We start from the raw sequence: 16,964 nt of genomic DNA, 5'->3' as shown, positions 1-16,964 counted from the left end.
CCGCCTTCCCGCGACCTGCGCGGCCCCTTCCGGGACGCCGCGCCCCGAACGACTTCCAAGGACTCTCATGTCGACGAACGAACCCCGTCAGACCAAGGCCGACCGCCGCGACGCGGCCCGTGCCGAGGCCCTCGCGCTGCGCGAGGCACAGGCCAAGCGCGACAAGCGCAACCGAGCGATCACGATCGGCGCCCTCGTGGGCGGCCTCGCGGTCCTCATCGGCGCCTTCCTCTGGGTGTTCATCCCCGCGATGAACCAGAAGGAGGCTCGCGTGACCGAGCCGCTCACCGGCGTCACCGCACCCGGCACGGCGACCGACACGGCCGGCATCTCCCTCGGCGCCGACGGCGTCGCCGGCACCAGCACCGACGGCGCGGTCGACGTCGGCGTGTACTTCGACTACATGTGCCCCATCTGCGGGCAGTTCGAGGAGATCAACGGCGCCTCGCTCGACCAGCTGCGCGAGGCCGGCGACGTGAACGTCGTGCTGCACCCCGTGGCGATCCTCGACCGCATGGCCAACGCCCAGCAGTTCTCGACGCGCTCGGCCGCTGCCGCCGCCTACATCGCCGAGCACGCTCCCGAGCAGCTCAACGCGTTCAACTCGGCGATGTTCGTCAATCAGCCCGAGGAGAACAAGGAGACGCTGACCGACCAGCAGATCGCCGAGATCGCCAAGACCGCGGGCGTCCCGGCCGACGTGGCCGACAAGATCGCCGCGGGGGACGCGGTCGACGAGTTCGGCGACTGGGTCGAGGGCGCGACCAACCTCGCGACGCAGAACCCGGACCTCGCCAACCCGCAGAGCGGTGGCTTCGGCACGCCGACCATCACGATCAACGGTGAGCGCTGGGACGGCAACTGGAGCGACCCGACGGCGCTCCAGGCCGCGGTCGAGGCAGCCAAGGGCTGACCCCGCCCCGCCGAGCGAGCGGCCGTCGTCGTGGCCCTGAGGGGACGGACGACGGCCGCGCGCCCGACACCCGGTAGGCTGTTCGCGCACCTCAGGGTGCCGCTGCCCGCGGGTGGCGTGCCGCCTTAGCTCAGCTGGTAGAGCACTCGCCTTGTAAGCGAAAGGTCGTCGGTTCGAACCCGACAGGCGGCTCCGTCAGGAACGACGAAGGCCGGCGCCTCGCAGCACGTGCTGCGAGGCGCCGGCCTTCGTCATGTCCGAGCAGGTGCTGTCCCGGGGTGCCTCTACTGCGACTGCACGGGCGTCAGCACGGGCACCTTGGGCTCGCGCAGGTCGCCCGAGGACTGACCCCGGAGCCGCCGCGTCGCCCACGGGTACACGTGCACCCGCACCCACTCGGCGTTCTGCCGGGCCCGGTCGAGGAGCGGGACCGGCGGGAGGGGAGACAACGGGTCGTCCCACGCGGCGTCGTCGGGCGCCTGGCCCAGGCCCACGAGCGCGGCCTGCGCGACGCGACGGTGCCCGTCCGGGGTCAGGTGGATGCGGTCCTCGGACCACATGCGCCAGTCGTGGAGCGACGCCATGCCCCACAGGTCCAGGACGTGCGCGCCGTGGCGGCGCGCGATCGACCAGATGTGGGTGTTGTAGACGCCCACCCGGCCGCGCGTGAGCCCCACGAGGGGTGACCCCGACGTGTCGAAGCCCGTGCCCAGGAGGACGTCGATGCCCTCGGCGCGCAGCCGGGCCACCGCGTGCTCGAGGTTGCGGGCCAGACGGTCGATGTCGGCCGCAGGGCGCAGGATGTCGTTGCCGCCACCGATGAGGCTCACCAGGTCGGGCTTGAGCGCGATCGCGGCCGGCACCTGCTCGGTCAGGATCGAGCGCAGGAGCCGACCGCGGATCGCGAGGTTGGCGTACTGGAGCGGGGCCTGGCCCGCGGCGCTGCGTCGCGTCGACAGGTGCCCTGCGAGGAGGTCGGCCCAGCCGCGCTGGCGGTCCGGGTCGTTCGGGTAGGGGTCCCAGAGTCCTTCCGTGAACGAGTCGCCGATCGCGACGTAGCTGGCCCATCGGGGCGTGTTCTCATCGTCCGGGTGCGAGGTGGTCACCGGTCCATTGTGTGACAACGGGCGCCGTGCGTCGCGTGACTTTCCTGCCCGACGGCGCCACCCGCCCGGTCAGGTGCCGCACCTCAGGCCGCAGGCAGCGTCCAGTCGACGGGCGCCGCGCCCTGGGCGACGAGCAGCTCGTTGACGCGCGAGAACGGCCGGGACCCGAAGAAGCCGCGGCGGGCCGAGAGCGGGCTGGGGTGCGCGCTCTCGACCACGGGCGTGCTGCCCAGGAGTGGCTTGAGCGTCGCGGCGTCGCGTCCCCAGAGGATCGCGACGAGCGGGCGGTCGCGCGCCACGAGCGCGCGGATCGCGGCCTCGGTGACTGGCTCCCAGCCCTTGCGACGGTGGGAGCCGGCGTCACCGTCGCCAACCGTCAGGACCCTGTTGAGCAGCATGACGCCCTGGTCGCTCCATGCGGACAGGTCGCCGTGCGCGGGCGTCGTGGAGCCCAGGTCGGTCGCCATCTCGGCGTAGATGTTCTGGAGCGAGCGCGGCACGGGACGCACGTGGGGCTGGACGGAGAACGACAGGCCCATGGCGTGGCCGGGCGTGGGGTAGGGGTCCTGACCGACGATCAGGACGCGCACGTCGGCGAGCGGTCGCTGGAAGGCCCGCAGGATGTCCGCCGGCGCAGGCTGGTACGGGCGCCCGGCCGCGGTCTCCGCGCGGAGGAAGTCGCCCACGGCGCGCAGCTGCGGCTCGACGGGGGCCAGGGCGGCCGCCCAGTCGGGGGCCATGATCTCGGCGAGCGGCCGTTGCGGGACGGCGGCCGAGGGGTTGTCGAGGGAGTCGGCAGGGGCGGGCGTCGCGGAGCTGTTCACGCGGCGAGAGTACGCGAGCCGTTGAATGACACCCCTGTCGTTCGCGCGTAGGCTGGAGGTGCCCAGGTCCCCGCCGCTCGCCGGTGCCGGACGCCCCGACGAGTGAGGAACTGCCCATGAGCGAAGCGTTCGCCGACACGGAGCACCTCGTCGCCGCATCCCTGGACGAGGCCGGGACGGAGACGGGGACCGGTTCCGGCCTCTCCGAGCGCGACCAGCAGATCCTCGCGTTCGAGCGTCAGTGGTGGAAGTACGCGGGCGCCAAGGAGCAGGCGGTCCGCGAGCTCTTCGACATGACGGCGACGCGTTATTACCAGGCGCTCAACGCCCTGATCGACTCCCCTGAGGCTCTCGCTCACGACCCCATGCTCGTCAAGCGTCTGCGCCGGATGCGCTCCACGCGTCAGCGCGCCCGCTCCGCCCGCCGACTCGGCGACGTTTAACCTGCCGGGCGAGACGGGCTACCCTGTCGGCGTGAGCAAGAGCGATTACCCCTACGCGCCCGACGAGTTCGACGTCCCCGCGCCCGAGGGCGCGCCCGTCGGGGTGTACCGCGCTCCGCGGAGCACGTGGAGCAAGACGTGGCCGTTCCTGCTCGTCGCCGGGATCTTCGCCGTGGTCGGGATCGGCGGCGTCTACGCGGTCTCCGGCGGGTTCGGCGGAGGGACGCCCGAGGCCGACGCGAAGCCACCGGCAGCGTCGGTCCCCGCCGAGGACCCTGCAGCCGGGGACCCGTCGACCGAGGAGACCCCGGTCGAGGAGGAACCGGTGACCGAGGAGACCCCGGTCGAGGAGGAGCCGCCCGCGGACCCCGCGACCGACATCGACGCCCTGCTGGCAGCAGCCGACAAGGGAGCGTTCGTCCGCGTCCTCAACGACAAGGGGCCCGAGGGCGAGTCCCGCGTCGGCAAGGGGGCCCTGGACGCCAAGGGGTTCACCAAGGTCGAGTTCGCGGCCTACCCCGGCGACTCGGGCGTCACGGCCAACTCGATCTGGTACGCCGCGGACCGCAAGGAGACGGCGATGGCGGTCGCCGCGGTCCTGGGCATCCCGGCGGAGCAGGTCACGCAGGTGGACGTCCGTGAGGGCGACGTCCTCGTGATCGTGAAGTCAGCGCTGACGGTCGCCCCCTGAGACGTCGCGGATCCGTCGCGCGCGGGTCCACGGCATCGTCCCGCCGGGTGACCGACCACCTCGCCACCGGCGGTCGCCGTCCCCCTTCCTGCGCGTCCTCGCAGGGGCCGCATCGCGCGCACCGGTGACGGAGCGCACCACGCGGGCTAGGCTCGGAGGCACCGAGGGCGGTGGTCGCCCGCGGGCGACCCGCGGCACGCATGCGCCGCACGCGAGGAGACGTTCCATGGCCCAGGGCACCGTCAAGTGGTTCAACGCCGAGAAGGGGTTCGGGTTCATCACCCCCGACTCGGGCGGTCAGGACCTCTTCGTCCACTTCAGCGCGATCCAGAACGACGGCTACCGCACCCTCGACGAGGGGCAGGCCGTCGAGTACGAGCCGGGGCAGGGCCAGAAGGGCCCGCAGGCCGAACAGGTGCGCCCGCTCTGAACGCCGTGACCCCGGCGCGGCACCTGACCGAGGTGGACGTCGTCGTCGTCGGATCCGGGCCGAACGGCCTCGCCGCGGCGGTGACGTGCGCCAGGGCGGGCCTGTCCGTCAGGGTCCTGGAGGCGCAGCCCACGGTCGGGGGCGGGTCCCGCACCCTGGACCTGGGTCTGGCCGACGGCATGGTCCACGACATCTGTTCCGCCGTGCACCCCATGGCGTGGGCATCGCCGTTCTTCCAGGCGTTCGACCTGCCCTCGCGCGGCGTCGAGCTGCTCGTCCCCGACGTCTCGTACGCCCAGCCGCTGCCGGGCGGTCGCGCGGGGATCGCCTACCGCGACCTCGACCGGACGGTCGACGGGCTGGGTGTCGACGGCGCCGCATGGCGTTCGCTCGTCGGCTCGCTGTCCCGGAACACGGGACATGCGGTCGCGACCGCTCTGGGCGACAAGCGGAGCATCCCCGCGGGGCTCCTCCCACGTGGGGTGCCGACCGCGGCCCGGTTCGGCCTCGGTGTGCTCGAGCAGGGCACCCGGGCCTGGGACCGGCGCTTCGTGGGGGACGTCGCGCCCGCACTCTTCACAGGGGTCGCGGCGCACGGGATCGCGCCCATGCCGTCGCTGGCCTCGGCAGGGGTCGCGATGCTGCTCGCGTCGCTCGCGCACACCGAGGGCGGCTGGCCGGTCCCTCGCGGCGGCTCGGGGGCGATCGTGACCGCACTGGTCGCGGACCTGGAGGCGCACGGCGGCGAGGTGGTCACCGATCATCCCGTGCGCTCGGAGTCGGACCTTCCCCCGGCCCGGGCCGTCATCTTCGACACGACGCCCCGCACCGTGGTCGAGGTGTTCGGTTCCCGTCTCACCGGACGCGCCGCCAGGGCGCTCACGGCGTTCCCCTACGGCAACGCGGCCGCCAAGGTCGACTTCGTGCTGCGTGGTCCTGTGCCGTGGCAGAACGTCCAGGTCGGGCTCGCCGGGACCGTTCACGTGGGCGGCACACGCGCCGAGATGGCCGCCGCGGAGGCCGCGGTCGAGGCCGGCCGCCACGCCGAGCGGCCCATGGTCCTCGTGAGCGACCCGAGCGTCGTCGATCCCTCACGGAGGGTCGGCGACCTGCGACCGCTGTGGACGTACGCACACGTCCCGGCCGGGTCCACGCTCGACGTCACCGAGGCGATCACCGCCCAGATCGAACGCTTCGCCCCCGGCTTCCGCGACGTCGTCGTGACCTCGCGGTGCGTGCCCGCGGCGCGCATGAGCGAGCACAACGCCAACTACGTGGGCGGGGACATCGCGGCGGGGGCCGTCAGCATGTGGCGCGTCCTCGCGCGCCCGACCGCGCGCCTCGACCCGTACGCGACGGGTCTCGACGGGGTCTACCTCTGCTCGGCCTCGACCCCGCCGGGACCCGGTGTCCACGGGCTCGGCGGTTGGTACGCGGCCCAGCGCGTCCTGCGCCGGGAGTTCGACGTCCCGCACCTGCCGGCCCTGGCGCCCTGACGGCAGGGGCCACCGGGGCGGGTGAGCGCGCACGCCTCGCGGCCGGACGTGGCCCGGTTCAGGGAGCCAGCGCTTCAGCCGCCTCGATGCGCCGGTCCTCGAGCTCGACCAGGGTCAGCACCACGAGCGACGAGCTCCACGTGAGCGGTGCGACCGCCGCGGGGGAGCCGTCGGCGAGGACCTTCTCGGGGATCGCGCCGGAGGCCGTCCGGTGCGCCGCGAGCCAGTCGAGCCAGCTCTCGGCGGCCTCGTCCTCGCCGATCGAGGCGCCCGCGAGGGCGAACAGCGCGGTCTGGGGCGTCCAGGAGACGCCGTCGGTGCGCCACCCTGCCCCCGGAGCCACGCCCCCGGCCGGCCGGAGCATCGACATGACCGAGGAGCGCCAGGCGTCCTCGGCCCCGCTGAGCGCCGTGGGCTGGAACGGGGGGAGCGTGAACGTGGTCGCGGCGTCCTGCGCCCCGCCCGACACGGCGCGCGGGTAGCCCTGGGAACCGAACCGGTCCTCGATCGCGGTCCGCAGGCGCACCGCCGCGCTCGCCGCGTCGGCCGCACGGTCCCACTGCTCGCCGTCGCGGTAGAACGCCATGGCCCCCTCGAGCCCGGCGAGCAGGGGCGCGGCGGTCCCGAGGGTCAGGTCGGTCGGGTGCACCTCCCAGTAGTCGCTCGACGGGGGAGGCAGGCCGGTGTCGTCGTCGACCAGGGCGAGCACGTGCGCGGTCGAGGCGTCGACGAGCGGGGCGAGGCGCTCGCGCGCGTCCGCCCGGTCCTCGGGGTCCTCGATCTCGTCGAGCACGGTCCAGGCCGACCACAGGGCCCACCCGTTCCCGTCCGACTGGATCCCGCGGTCGTCGGGGACCCCGGAGGCGTCGGGGAGGTAGCGGGCGTGGAACGAGCCGTCGGGCTCCTGGACCGAGCGCAGGAAGTCGAGCACGCGCAAGGCGTCGTCGACGTGGCCGGTCCGCGCGTACGCGGCCGCGGTGAACGACGAGTCGCGCGGCCACACGAAGCGCCAGCGCGGGGACGCGGCGGCGAGCGAGGCACCGTTCTCGAGCGTCAGGGCGTGCAGGTCGAGCAGGGCGTCCTCGCCGAGCCCCTCGAAGCGGGTGCCGGCGCCCGGGACCCGGCCGTCGGCGAGCCACGCCCTGGAGGAGGCCGCGGCGCGCCCGGCGCCCGCGGCGTCGAGCAGCGAGCCGGCGGTCACGGGGGAGCCCGCGACCTGGCTGAGCCGGTTCACCTCGCCGTCGGCGGGGTCGATGCCGTCGGTGAGCAAGGCGGGGTCGAGGGATGCGGGGTCGAGGACCCTGCTGCCCTCGAGGTAGGTGGCGTCCATGCCCGCGGGAAGCCGCAGGAGGGTGCCGGGACCTGCGGTCGCGACGCCGTCCTGGTACAGGTCGATCCGGACGTCGGTCGGCTGCGGGGACGGGGTGGCTCCGGCCGTCACGAGCACCACGACGGGGGCGATCGCCGCTCCCAGCACCGCCAGTCGCCACCTCTTTGTCGCGAAACTCACACTGGGCATCCTAGGACGAGCCGGACGTGCGTCGTTCCGCTGGGGGCGATAGCGACCGAACGGCCTTGCACTCGCACCGGCAGAGTGCCAATAATGGCGTTAGCACTCTCGTCATGAGAGTGACAGTTTTCTCTGGTCGTCAGGTGAGGCCCGCGAGTCGGCGTGACAGGAACGTCGTCGTGCGCGAGCCGTCCGTCGCGGGCGCCGACCGACCGTCACACGCCACCAGCGGAGGATCAATCCCCATGGCAAAGATCATCGCCTTCAACGAGGAGGCACGTCGCGGGATGGAGCGCGGGCTCAACGTCCTCGCCGACACCGTGAAGGTCACGCTCGGCCCCAAGGGCCGCAACGTCGTCCTCGACAAGAAGTGGGGCGCGCCCACCATCACCAACGATGGTGTGAGCATCGCCAAGGAGATCGAGCTCGACGACCCGTACGAGAAGATCGGTGCGGAGCTCGTCAAGGAGGTCGCCAAGAAGACCGACGACGTCGCGGGTGACGGCACCACCACCGCGACCGTGCTCGCCCAGGCGCTCGTGCGCGAGGGCCTGCGCAACGTCGCGGCCGGGTCCAACCCGATCGCCCTCAAGCGCGGCATCGAGAAGGCTGTCGAGGCCGTGACGGCCCAGCTGCTCGTCGCCGCCAAGGACATCGAGACCAAGGAAGAGATCGCCGCCACGGCCGCGATCTCGGCCGGTGACCCCGCGATCGGCGAGCTCATCGCCGAGGCCCTCGACAAGGTGGGCAAGGAAGGCGTCATCACCGTCGAGGAGTCGAACACGTTCGGCCTCGAGCTCGAGCTCACCGAGGGCATGCGCTTCGACAAGGGCTTCCTGGCCCGCTACTTCGAGACCGACCCCGAGCGTCAGGAAGCGGTCCTCGAGGACCCGTACGTCCTGATCGTCGAGTCGAAGATCTCGAACGTCAAGGACCTGCTGCCGCTGCTCGACCAGGTCATGAAGGCCGGCCGCAGCCTCCTCATCATCGCCGAGGACGTCGAGGGCGAGGCCCTGGCCACCCTCGTGCTGAACAAGATCCGTGGCACCTTCAAGTCCGTCGCCGTCAAGGCTCCGGGCTTCGGCGACCGCCGCAAGGCCATGCTGCAGGACATCGCGATCCTCACGGGTGGCCAGGTCATCTCCGAGACGGTCGGCCTCAAGCTGGAGACCGCGACCCTCGACCTGCTCGGCCAGGCTCGCAAGGTCGTCGTCACCAAGGACGAGACCACGATCGTCGAGGGTGCCGGCGACGCCGACCTCATCGCAGGTCGCGTGAACCAGATCCGTTCCGAGATCGAGAAGTCGGACTCCGACTACGACCGCGAGAAGCTCCAGGAGCGCCTCGCCAAGCTCGCCGGTGGTGTCGCTGTCATCAAGGCCGGCGCCGCGACCGAGGTGGAGCTCAAGGAGCGCAAGCACCGCATCGAGGACGCCGTCCGCAACGCGAAGGCTGCCGTCGAGGAGGGCATCGTCGCCGGTGGTGGCGTGGCTCTCATCCAGGCCGGCGCCGTCGCGTTCGAGACCGCTGCGATCACCGACCTGGTCGGCGACGAGGCGACCGGCGCGCAGATCGTGCGCGCCGCGATCGACGCCCCGCTCAAGCAGATCGCGATCAACGCCGGTCTCGAGGGTGGCGTCGTGGCCGAGAAGGTCCGCAACCTCCCCTCGGGCCACGGCCTGAACGCCGCGACCGGCGTCTACGAGGACCTGCTCGCCGCAGGCGTCAACGACCCGGTCAAGGTCACGCGCTCCGCGCTGCAGAACGCTGCGTCCATCGCAGCGCTCTTCCTGACGACCGAGGCCGTCGTCGCGGACAAGCCGGAGAAGAACCAGCCGATGCCGGGTGGCGACGGCGGCATGGGCGGCATGGACTTCTGATCCGTCCGCTCACGCGGCCGGGCTCCTAGGAGCCTGCGCAGCTGACACGAAGGGCCGTCCGGCCAGGGAGACCTGGCCGGGCGGCCCTTCGGCGTTCCCCGGGTGCGGGGCGGGGCGGAGAGCGGGGAGCTCGCCGAGGAGGCGCCTCCCTGTGGCCGAGCCTGTCGCCTCCGCGAACGAGATGGCAGATCGTCATGATCTGTCCGTTCCGTGGACACCCCTTTTCGGGCAGGTGGACAGTGTGCTTAGGTCTACCTCAGTGAGGAAAGGTTTACCTAACTCACTCGACAAACCGCTCGATACACCTGGCTCTGGGGGGACCATGGGACTGCCGACGATCGCCGCCTACGACGGCCCGGCACCGCACGAGTACCCGAGCAACCGCGTGACCTGGCAGGTCGACCCTGCCCGCGCGGTGCTCCTCGTCCACGACATGCAGCAGTACTTCGTGGACGCGTTCGACCCGGCGTCGCCCGCCCTGCGGGACGCCGTCGACAACATCTCCCGGCTCTCCGCGACGGCGCGCGAGCTCGGCATCCCGGTCGTCCTGACCGCTCAGCCGCCCGCGCAGCAGCCTGCCGACCGTGGCCTGCTCACGGACTTCTGGGGCCCGGGCATCCCGGACGACGGCACCGACGTCGTGATCGACGCGCTCGCACCGCAGCCGGGGGACACCCTGCTGACCAAGTGGCGCTACGACGCGTTCGTCCGCACGGGCCTGCGCGACCTCCTGCGCGAGCAGGGGCGAGACCAGCTCGTCGTGACGGGCGTCTACGCCCACATCGGCTGCCTCGTCACGGCGTGCGACGCGTTCATGCACGACGTCCAGCCGTTCCTCGTCGGTGACGCCGTCGCGGACTTCTCGCTCGCGCACCACCGCCAGGCCCTCGCCTGGGCCGCGGACCGGTGCGCGGTCGTGGCGACGACCGACGACGTGCTGACGCACCTCGGGGCACGCGTCCCCGCGGTGGCGGGGGCATGAGCACGCGCGTCGTCCTCGTGACCGGTGCCGCGGGCGGCATCGGGGCCGCGGTCGTGCACGCGTTCGCCGCCGAGGGCTACGTCGTCGTGGCGGCAGACCTCGACCGCCCGACCGTTCCTGCGCACCCGGCCGAGGCCCCGCACGGCGGCACCGCGCCCGTCCCGGCCGCCGAGCCGCGTACCCCGGGCACCGTCGTCCCGGTGCGCCTCGACGTGACCGACGAGCAGGACGTGGCTCGCCTGGTCCGCTGGGTCGAGGACGAGGTCGGACCCCTCGAGGTCCTCGTCAACGCCGCAGGCGTCCTGCGCCCGGGAGTCGTGACCGAGTCCTCGCTCGCAGACTGGCAGCGCATGCTCGCGGTCAACGCGACGGGCGTCTACCTGGTCTCGCGCGAGGTCGCCCGATGTCTGTCCTCCCGTCGGCGCGGCGCGATCGTCACGGTCGCCTCGAACGCCGCGGGTGTCCCGCGCGTGGGCATGGCCGCGTACGCGGCCTCGAAGGCCGCGGCGTCGAGCCTGACCCGGTCGCTCGGTCTCGAGCTCGCACCGTACGGGGTCCGCTGCAACGTGGTCTCGCCGGGCTCGACCCGCACGCCCATGCTCGCGGCGCTCGCCGGGTCCCCGGGGCCCGACGACGTCCCCGTCCTCGACGAGATGGCCGAGGCGCGCGTCGTGGCCGGCATGCCCCAGGACTTCCGGCTCGGCATCCCGCTGGGGCGTCTCGCCGAGGTGCAGGACGTGGCCGCCGCGGTCGTCTTCCTCGCCTCGGACGCGGCCCGGCACATCACGGTGCACGAGCTCGTCGTCGACGGCGGCGCCACGCTCCGCTGACCGCCGGCACCACCCACCCCCCCGCGTCACCGCACGACCTCTCGCACGTCACCCTGCGGACGACCGCGCAGGTCTTCATGCACCCATCGACACCGACGAGGACGCCTCATGACCGGCTTCACCGTGCTCGACGACCCGGCACCTCCCACGAAGATGCCCGCGGTCGCGCTCGACCCGGCGCACGCGCGCCGCCCGCACCGCGCCTCAGAAACCCCGGACACCCCGGACACCCCGGACACCTCGGCCTCCGGCGCGCCCACCGGTACGCCCGACGACGGAGCCTCGCCCGGTCACGCCGAGTTCCGTTTCGCGTCGCCCCGGACGGGCCTCGTCGCGCACGGCGTCCGTGCGCGGCTCGACGTGCCCTCGTGGGACGGTCCGGCCGTCGCGGGCGCGGCGCACGAGCTGCTGGCCCGCGCGGCCGGGGCCCGGTGGGCCGGCGAGCCCGCGCCGATCCTCGTGGGGGCCATCCCGTTCGACCCCTCGCGCCCCGCGCACCTCGTGGTGCCGGCGCACCAGTCGTGGCACCCCGTGGTCTCCAGCGGTGCACCGGCAGACACCACCGAAGAGGGCCCGCTACCCGTCGCCCGGTCCGAGCACGCGCTGCCCGGACGCGACGACGCGGTCTTCCGCGCCGCCGTCGGGCGGGCCGTGTCCCGGCTCGAGGACGGCGGGGCCGAGAAGGTCGTCCTGGCGCGCACGCTCGACGTGTCCGCACCCGAGCCGCTCGACCGCGGCGCGGTGCGCGCGGCCGTGCGCCGGGCCAACCCGGACGCGTACGTGTTCGACGTCGAGCTGCCCGGCGACCAGGGGCACCTGGTCGGGGCGAGCCCCGAGCTCCTGGTCTCGGTGCGCGACGGCGTGCTCCACAGCCACCCGCTCGCGGGCTCGGCCCCGCGCTCGGCCGATCCCGACGAGGACCGCGCGACCGCCCAGCGGCTCCTGGCCTCGGAGAAGGACCTGCGCGAGCACGCGTTCGTCACCGACGCGATCCGCGAGGTGCTGCGCGCGTACGTCGACCGCGAGGAGGACCTGGACGTGCCCGCGACCCCGGAGCTCGTCGCGACCTCGCACCTGTGGCACCTGGGCACGCCCGTCACGGCCCGCCTGACGCCCGGGACCTCGGTGCTCGACGTCGTGTACGCGCTGCACCCCACGCCCGCGGTCTGCGGCCACCCGCAGGACGCTGCGCGCGAGCTCATCGGTTCCCTCGAACCGTTCGACCGCGGCTTCTACACGGGACTCGTGGGCTGGGCCGACCAGGCCGGGAACGGCGAGTGGGCGATCGCGCTGCGCTGCGGCGTGGTGCGCGGCGCCGACGTGCGGCTTTTCGCGGGGGCGGGCGTCGTCGTCGGGTCCACGCCCGAGGGCGAGCACGCCGAGACCGCGGTGAAGTTCTCGACGCTGCTGTCCGCGCTGGGCGGGGTCTCGTGAGCGCAGTCCCCGCACGGCAGCCCACGCGCCCCGCACCGCTCCTCCTCGACGGCGTGGTCCCGGTGCCGGCCGAGGCGGCCGACCGCTACCGCGCGGCCGGGTACTGGACCGACCAGACGCTCGGCTCGCTCGTGCGCGACGCCGCTGCCGCCCGGCCCGACGCGACGGCGCTCGTCGACGGGTCCCGTGCCCTCACGTATGCCGACCTCGACCGCGCGGCGGACGAGCTCGCGCACGGGTTCGCCGCGCTGGGCCTGCGCCGGGGCGACCGCGTGGTGGTCCAGCTCCCGAGCGCGTGCGAGCTCGTCGAGGTGCTCGTCGCGCTGGGCCGGGCGGGGATCGTGCCCGTCCTCGCGCTGCCCGCCCACCGCCGTACCGAGGTCGAGTACTTCGCGGCCCACACGGGCGCCGTGGCGCTCGTGTCCGCGGGCGTCGAGCAGGGCTTCGACCACGCTGCCCTGGCCCGCGAGGTCGGCGCCGCCGTCGGGTCGGTGCGGCACGTCGTGGTGGCGGGCGGCTCTCCGGCAGCGCCGGACCTGTCGGGGCACGACGAGCGGGGCCCCTTCGCGGTGCACTCCCTCGACGACGTGCGCCGCGCGGACCTCACCGCGGCCCACGGCCCGTTCGAGGACGCCGCCCACCCGTCCGACGTCGTGCTCCTCCAGCTCTCGGGCGGGACCACGGGCACGCCCAAGCTCATCCCGCGCACGCACGCCGACTACCTGTACTCGGTGCGCGAGAGCGCGCGGATCTGCGGTCTCGGGCCGGACTCGGCCTATCTCGCGGCGCTCCCCGTCGCGCACAACTACGGCCTCACGTCACCCGGCGTCCTGGGCGTGCTGCACGCGGGCGGGACCGTCGTCCTGTCCCCGCACAGCGCGCCCGACGTCGCGTTCGCCCTGATCGAGCGGCACCGGGTCACGCACGTGGCGCTCGTGCCGCCGCTCGCGCACGTCTGGGCGGCCTCGCCGCTCGTCGCGGCGCACGACCTCTCCTCCCTCCAGGTCCTCCAGGTCGGCGGAGCCAAGCTCGGGACGAGCGCGGCCGAACGCCTGATCGAGGTGTTCGGGGACACGCTCCAGCAGGTCTTCGGCATGGCCGAGGGGCTCGTCTGCTACACCCGGGCGGGCGACCCGCGCGAGGTCGTCGTCGGGACGCAGGGGCGGCCCGTCTCCCCGGCCGACGAGGTCCTCGTCGTGGACGACGACGACCACCCGGTGCCGCCCGGTGAGCCCGGGCACCTGCTGACCCGCGGTCCGTACACGATCCGTGGCTACTACCGGGCCCCCGAGCACGACGCCCGATCGTTCACGGCCGACGGCTTCTACCGCACGGGGGACCTCGTGACGCGCGACGCCGACGGCTACCTCACCGTCGTGGGCCGGGCCAAGGAGCAGATCAACCGTGGGGGAGAGAAGATCGCGCCCGCCGAGGTCGAGAACCACCTGCGCGCCCACCCCGGCGTGCTCGACGCGAGCGTCGTCGGCGAGCCCGACGAGTACCTGGGCGAGCGCGCGGTCGCGCGCGTCGTGGCGCGCCCCGGGGCGGTCGCGCCGACCGGTCCCGTGCTGCGCCGCTTCCTGCGCGAGCGGGGTATCGCGGCCTACAAGGTCCCCGACCGCTTCGAGACCCTCGAGGCGCTCGCCACCACCGCGGTCGGCAAGGTCGACCGCGCCCACCCGGCCGCCGCGCCCGCGGCACCCGCCGACCCCGAAGCCCGCACCCAGCCGTGGAGCCCGCGATGAGCAACCCTTCCCGCACGCAGGACCCCCGCCGCCCCGGCCACGAGGTCGACGTCGACCTCCTGGGCCTCGGCTTCGGCCCCTCCAACATGGCGCTCGCGATCGCGGTCGAGGAGCACAACGCCGTGGCCGACGAGCCGCTGCGCGCGGTCTTCCACGAGCGCCAGGCGACCTCGCGCTGGCACCACGGGATGCTCTTCGAGGACGCCCACATGCAGGTCGCGTTCGCCAAGGACCTCGTGACCCTGCGCAACCCCACGAGCGACTACTCGTTCCTCGCGTTCCTGCACGAGCAGGAGCGGCTCGTCGACTTCCTCAACCGGGGCAGCCTCACGCCCCTGCGCGTCGAGTTCGCCGCGTACCTGCGGTGGGCCGCGGCCCGGCTCGCCGGGGTCACGCGCTACGGGTCCACGGTCGAGACGGTGGTCCCGGTGCGCGACGGCGGACGGGTCGTCGCGTTCGACGTCACGGTCGCGGACGCGCAGGGCCGCAGCACGACCAGGGCGCGCGACGTCGTGGTCGCCGCAGGACTCCAGGCGCGCCTCCCCTCCGGGGTCACCGAGTCGGACCGCGTGTGGCACAACCAGCGCTACCTCGACCGGGTCGCGCTCGTCGACCACGACGTGCGGCGTGCCGTGGTCGTGGGAGCGGGGCAGAGCGCGGCCGAGATCATGCTCGACCTCTACGACCGGTTCCCCGGGGCCGAGGTCCACTCGGTGTCGCGGCGCTACGGCTTCTCGCCCTCGGACTCGACGCCCTACGCCAACTCGGTGTTCGACCCGGGCGCGGTCGACGTCTTCTACGACGCCCCGCCCGCGGGCCGCGCCCAGCTCATGGCGCACCACCGCAACACCAACTACTCGGTCGTGGCCGAGGAGACCATCCGCGCGCTGCACGAGCACGAGTACCGCGACCGGTGGCTCGGCCGTGACCGCCTGCACTGGCACCGCTGCACCGAGGTGCTCGACGTGCGAGACCCGTCGGACGGTCCGGTCGCCCTCACGCTCGCCGAGAACCTCACGGGGACCACGGCAGTCCTGGACGCCGACCTCGTGGTGCTCGCGACGGGCTACCGCCCGCTGGATCCCACGACGCTGCTCGGCGGCTCGCGGGACGACGACGGGTCCCGCGCCGAGCCGTCGCCGGGTGCCGCGGGCTCCGGCCGGGAGGCCGCAGAACTCCTGGGCCGCGACGCCGACGGCGCCCTGGACCTGCACCGCGACCACCGCGTGCGCCTGACCGAGCCCGCCGACGCGGGCCTCTACCTCGTGGGACAGTCCGAGCACTCGCACGGGCTCTCCTCGACGCTGCTCTCGACGCTCGGCGTCCGCGCCGGCGAGGTGCTCTCCTCGGTCCTCTCCCGCCGAGGCACCGCACCGGGCGAGGAGAGCGACGCGGGCCGCGCGACGCCGTCGGGCGGGGAAGCCCCCGCCGCCCGCAGCGCCCGGACGCCCGACGTCGCGTTCCCCGTGGCCGCGCGATGAGCCTCACCACCGCCGGCCTGCGCGTCGGCTACGGCAGGCGCGACGTGCTCCAGGGCGTCGACCTCGAGATCCTCGAGGGCGAGCTGACCGTGATCGTCGGGCCCAACGGCTGCGGCAAGTCCACCCTCCTGCTCGCGCTCGCGCGCATCCTGCGGCCCAGCGCCGGGACGGTCGAGCTCGACGGGCGCGTGGTCACCTCGATGCCGCCGCGCGAGGTCGCGCGCCGGCTCGCGTTCCTGCCGCAGGCACCGCTCGGGCCCGACGGCATCCGCGTGCGCGACCTGGTCGCGCGCGGTCGGCACCCGCACCAGGGCTTCCTGCGGGCGCTCTCGGCCGAGGACCACCGCGTGATCGACGAGGTGCTGCTCGCGACCGACACGCTCGACCTGTCGACCCGCCGCGTGAGCGAGCTGTCGGGCGGGCAGCGCCAGCGCGTGTGGATCGCCATGGCGCTCGCGCAGGAGACGTCGCTGCTGCTGCTCGACGAGCCCACGACGTTCCTGGACGTCGCGCACCAGATCGACGTGCTCGACACGTGCGCGCGCCTGCACCACGAGGGCCGCACCGTCGTGGCCGTGCTGCACGACCTCAACCTCGCGGTCCGGTACGCCACGCACCTCGTCCTCATGAAGGACGGCGCGGTCGTTGCCCAGGGGCGACCCCAGGAGGTGCTGACCACCGACCTCGTCGAGCAGGTGTTCGGGATCCGCGCCCACCTCGTCGCGGACCCCGAGGGCTGGCCGCTCGTGGTCCCCGTTCGCTCGGACGTCCTGGCCCGGCGGGCCGGGGCGCGCCCGTCGGCCACGCGTGCCACGCCGGCCGTCCACGCCAAACAGGCCACCCCGACCACCCCGACCCCCTCGACCGAAGGACCCGCATGACCGCCACCATCCGCCCCCCGGTCCCCACGCGCGAGCAGGCGCTCGCGGACCTCGTCGACGTCCTGGGCGTGGGCGGCTCGGCCGCCCACGAGATCGGGCTCGACGACGACCTGACCGACCACGGCCTCGACTCGGTGCGGCTCATGGCGCTGCTCGAGCGCTGGCGCGCGGCGGGCTGGCCCGTCGAGTTCGCCCAGGTCGCGGTCGAGCCCACGCTGCGCGGCGCACTGCGCGCGCTGGGCGTGCCGACCCTCTGACCTGCGGGCCCGCGCCACGTGCGGGCCCGGCCCACCGCTTCACCAGCAACCCACCTCAAGG

The 16,964-nt window shown here is 73.8% G+C and carries 16 protein-coding genes and 1 tRNA gene; 14 read left to right on the top strand and 3 right to left on the bottom strand.

Annotation, left to right across the window (positions count from 1 at the left end; genetic code table 11):
- Positions 1 to 67: 67 nt before the first annotated feature.
- Together ASE15_RS00800 and ASE15_RS00795 are read left to right on the top strand one after the other, a co-directional pair.
- A complete protein-coding gene (locus ASE15_RS00800) occupies positions 68 to 913 on the top strand; it encodes a DsbA family protein (protein WP_056645285.1) in 846 nt (281 codons plus the stop codon).
- Positions 914 to 1,032: 119 nt separating this feature from the next.
- A tRNA-Thr gene (locus ASE15_RS00795) sits at positions 1,033 to 1,105 on the top strand.
- 92 nt (positions 1,106 to 1,197) lie between these two features.
- Here ASE15_RS00795 and ASE15_RS00790 read toward each other — a convergent pair.
- Both ASE15_RS00790 and ASE15_RS00785 read right to left on the bottom strand, forming a co-directional pair.
- Entirely contained in the window at positions 1,198 to 2,019 is an 822-nt protein-coding gene (locus tag ASE15_RS00790) for an SGNH/GDSL hydrolase family protein (protein WP_056645288.1), read from the bottom strand.
- An 83-nt stretch (positions 2,020 to 2,102) separates the two neighbouring features.
- Positions 2,103 to 2,843 (bottom strand): uracil-DNA glycosylase, encoded by a 741-nt coding sequence (locus ASE15_RS00785; RefSeq protein WP_255354214.1) that lies wholly within the window; start codon positions 2,841 to 2,843, stop codon positions 2,103 to 2,105.
- A 116-nt stretch (positions 2,844 to 2,959) separates the two neighbouring features.
- Between ASE15_RS00785 and ASE15_RS00780 the strand changes: the two genes are divergently transcribed.
- The 4 genes from ASE15_RS00780 (at position 2,960) to ASE15_RS00765 (ending at position 5,903) form a co-directional block, all read left to right on the top strand.
- The gene (locus ASE15_RS00780; protein ID WP_056645292.1) at positions 2,960 to 3,286 is read left to right on the top strand and encodes a DUF3263 domain-containing protein; all 327 of its coding nucleotides are present in this window, start codon (positions 2,960 to 2,962) and stop codon (positions 3,284 to 3,286) included.
- 31 nt (positions 3,287 to 3,317) lie between these two features.
- Positions 3,318 to 3,977: a LytR C-terminal domain-containing protein gene (locus tag ASE15_RS00775; RefSeq protein WP_056645295.1), complete on the top strand. Its 660-nt coding sequence runs from the start codon at positions 3,318 to 3,320 to the stop codon at positions 3,975 to 3,977.
- Between the two features lie 226 nt (positions 3,978 to 4,203).
- Complete coding sequence (locus tag ASE15_RS00770; protein ID WP_056645298.1) at positions 4,204 to 4,407, top strand: cold-shock protein; 204 nt, start codon at positions 4,204 to 4,206, stop codon at positions 4,405 to 4,407.
- A 5-nt stretch (positions 4,408 to 4,412) separates the two neighbouring features.
- A complete protein-coding gene (locus ASE15_RS00765) occupies positions 4,413 to 5,903 on the top strand; it encodes an NAD(P)/FAD-dependent oxidoreductase (RefSeq protein ID WP_235534061.1) in 1,491 nt (496 codons plus the stop codon).
- 58 nt (positions 5,904 to 5,961) lie between these two features.
- On the opposite strand, the gene ASE15_RS00760 is transcribed toward ASE15_RS00765, so the two are convergent.
- Positions 5,962 to 7,422 carry a glycoside hydrolase family 15 gene (locus ASE15_RS00760; RefSeq protein ID WP_369800526.1) on the bottom strand — a complete coding sequence of 487 codons (1,461 nt, stop codon included), beginning with the start codon at positions 7,420 to 7,422 and terminating at the stop codon, positions 5,962 to 5,964.
- 236 nt (positions 7,423 to 7,658) lie between these two features.
- On the opposite strand from ASE15_RS00760, the gene groL reads away from it, so the two are divergent.
- From groL to ASE15_RS00720, 8 genes are all read left to right on the top strand, one after another.
- Positions 7,659 to 9,293 (top strand): chaperonin GroEL, encoded by a 1,635-nt coding sequence (gene groL / locus ASE15_RS00755; RefSeq protein ID WP_056645303.1) that lies wholly within the window; start codon positions 7,659 to 7,661, stop codon positions 9,291 to 9,293.
- 322 nt (positions 9,294 to 9,615) lie between these two features.
- Positions 9,616 to 10,275 (top strand): isochorismatase family protein, encoded by a 660-nt coding sequence (locus ASE15_RS00750; protein ID WP_056760565.1) that lies wholly within the window; start codon positions 9,616 to 9,618, stop codon positions 10,273 to 10,275.
- Positions 10,272 to 11,105, top strand: a complete 834-nt coding sequence (locus ASE15_RS00745) for a 2,3-dihydro-2,3-dihydroxybenzoate dehydrogenase (protein ID WP_056760563.1) — start codon at positions 10,272 to 10,274, stop codon at positions 11,103 to 11,105. The genes ASE15_RS00750 and ASE15_RS00745 overlap by 4 nt, the downstream gene beginning before the upstream one ends.
- A 108-nt stretch (positions 11,106 to 11,213) precedes the next feature.
- Positions 11,214 to 12,539: an isochorismate synthase MenF gene (locus ASE15_RS00740; protein ID WP_056760561.1), complete on the top strand. Its 1,326-nt coding sequence runs from the start codon at positions 11,214 to 11,216 to the stop codon at positions 12,537 to 12,539.
- A complete protein-coding gene (locus ASE15_RS00735; RefSeq protein ID WP_200960488.1) occupies positions 12,536 to 14,284 on the top strand; it encodes a (2,3-dihydroxybenzoyl)adenylate synthase in 1,749 nt (582 codons plus the stop codon). Before ASE15_RS00740 ends, ASE15_RS00735 begins: the two co-directional genes overlap by 4 nt.
- Positions 14,281 to 15,765: a lysine N(6)-hydroxylase/L-ornithine N(5)-oxygenase family protein gene (locus ASE15_RS00730; protein WP_082608410.1), complete on the top strand. Its 1,485-nt coding sequence runs from the start codon at positions 14,281 to 14,283 to the stop codon at positions 15,763 to 15,765. Before ASE15_RS00735 ends, ASE15_RS00730 begins: the two co-directional genes overlap by 4 nt.
- Positions 15,762 to 16,646 carry an ABC transporter ATP-binding protein gene (locus ASE15_RS00725; protein ID WP_082608411.1) on the top strand — a complete coding sequence of 295 codons (885 nt, stop codon included), beginning with the start codon at positions 15,762 to 15,764 and terminating at the stop codon, positions 16,644 to 16,646. The genes ASE15_RS00730 and ASE15_RS00725 overlap by 4 nt, the downstream gene beginning before the upstream one ends.
- Positions 16,643 to 16,903 carry a phosphopantetheine-binding protein gene (locus ASE15_RS00720; RefSeq protein WP_056760558.1) on the top strand — a complete coding sequence of 87 codons (261 nt, stop codon included), beginning with the start codon at positions 16,643 to 16,645 and terminating at the stop codon, positions 16,901 to 16,903. Before ASE15_RS00725 ends, ASE15_RS00720 begins: the two co-directional genes overlap by 4 nt.
- Positions 16,904 to 16,964 lie beyond the last annotated feature (61 nt).

It is taken from the genome of Oerskovia sp. Root22 (genome assembly GCF_001429135.1).
Taxonomy (GTDB): Bacteria; Actinomycetota; Actinomycetes; order Actinomycetales; family Cellulomonadaceae; genus Oerskovia; species Oerskovia enterophila.
Note: the sequence above shows the minus strand (reverse complement) of the source record. Positions and strands in the feature narration are given on the sequence as shown.

Coding starts and splice junctions, on each gene's coding strand:
- ASE15_RS00800 (WP_056645285.1), top strand. CDS start 68: ATGTCGACGAACGAACCCCGTCAGACCAAGGCCGACCGCCGCGACGCG.
- ASE15_RS00780 (WP_056645292.1), top strand. CDS start 2,960: ATGAGCGAAGCGTTCGCCGACACGGAGCACCTCGTCGCCGCATCCCTG.
- ASE15_RS00770 (WP_056645298.1), top strand. CDS start 4,204: ATGGCCCAGGGCACCGTCAAGTGGTTCAACGCCGAGAAGGGGTTCGGG.
- ASE15_RS00760 (WP_369800526.1), bottom strand. CDS start 7,422: ATGCCCAGTGTGAGTTTCGCGACAAAGAGGTGGCGACTGGCGGTGCTG.
- groL (WP_056645303.1), top strand. CDS start 7,659: ATGGCAAAGATCATCGCCTTCAACGAGGAGGCACGTCGCGGGATGGAG.
- ASE15_RS00750 (WP_056760565.1), top strand. CDS start 9,616: ATGGGACTGCCGACGATCGCCGCCTACGACGGCCCGGCACCGCACGAG.
- ASE15_RS00745 (WP_056760563.1), top strand. CDS start 10,272: ATGAGCACGCGCGTCGTCCTCGTGACCGGTGCCGCGGGCGGCATCGGG.
- ASE15_RS00740 (WP_056760561.1), top strand. CDS start 11,214: ATGACCGGCTTCACCGTGCTCGACGACCCGGCACCTCCCACGAAGATG.
- ASE15_RS00730 (WP_082608410.1), top strand. CDS start 14,281: ATGAGCAACCCTTCCCGCACGCAGGACCCCCGCCGCCCCGGCCACGAG.
- ASE15_RS00725 (WP_082608411.1), top strand. CDS start 15,762: ATGAGCCTCACCACCGCCGGCCTGCGCGTCGGCTACGGCAGGCGCGAC.
- ASE15_RS00720 (WP_056760558.1), top strand. CDS start 16,643: ATGACCGCCACCATCCGCCCCCCGGTCCCCACGCGCGAGCAGGCGCTC.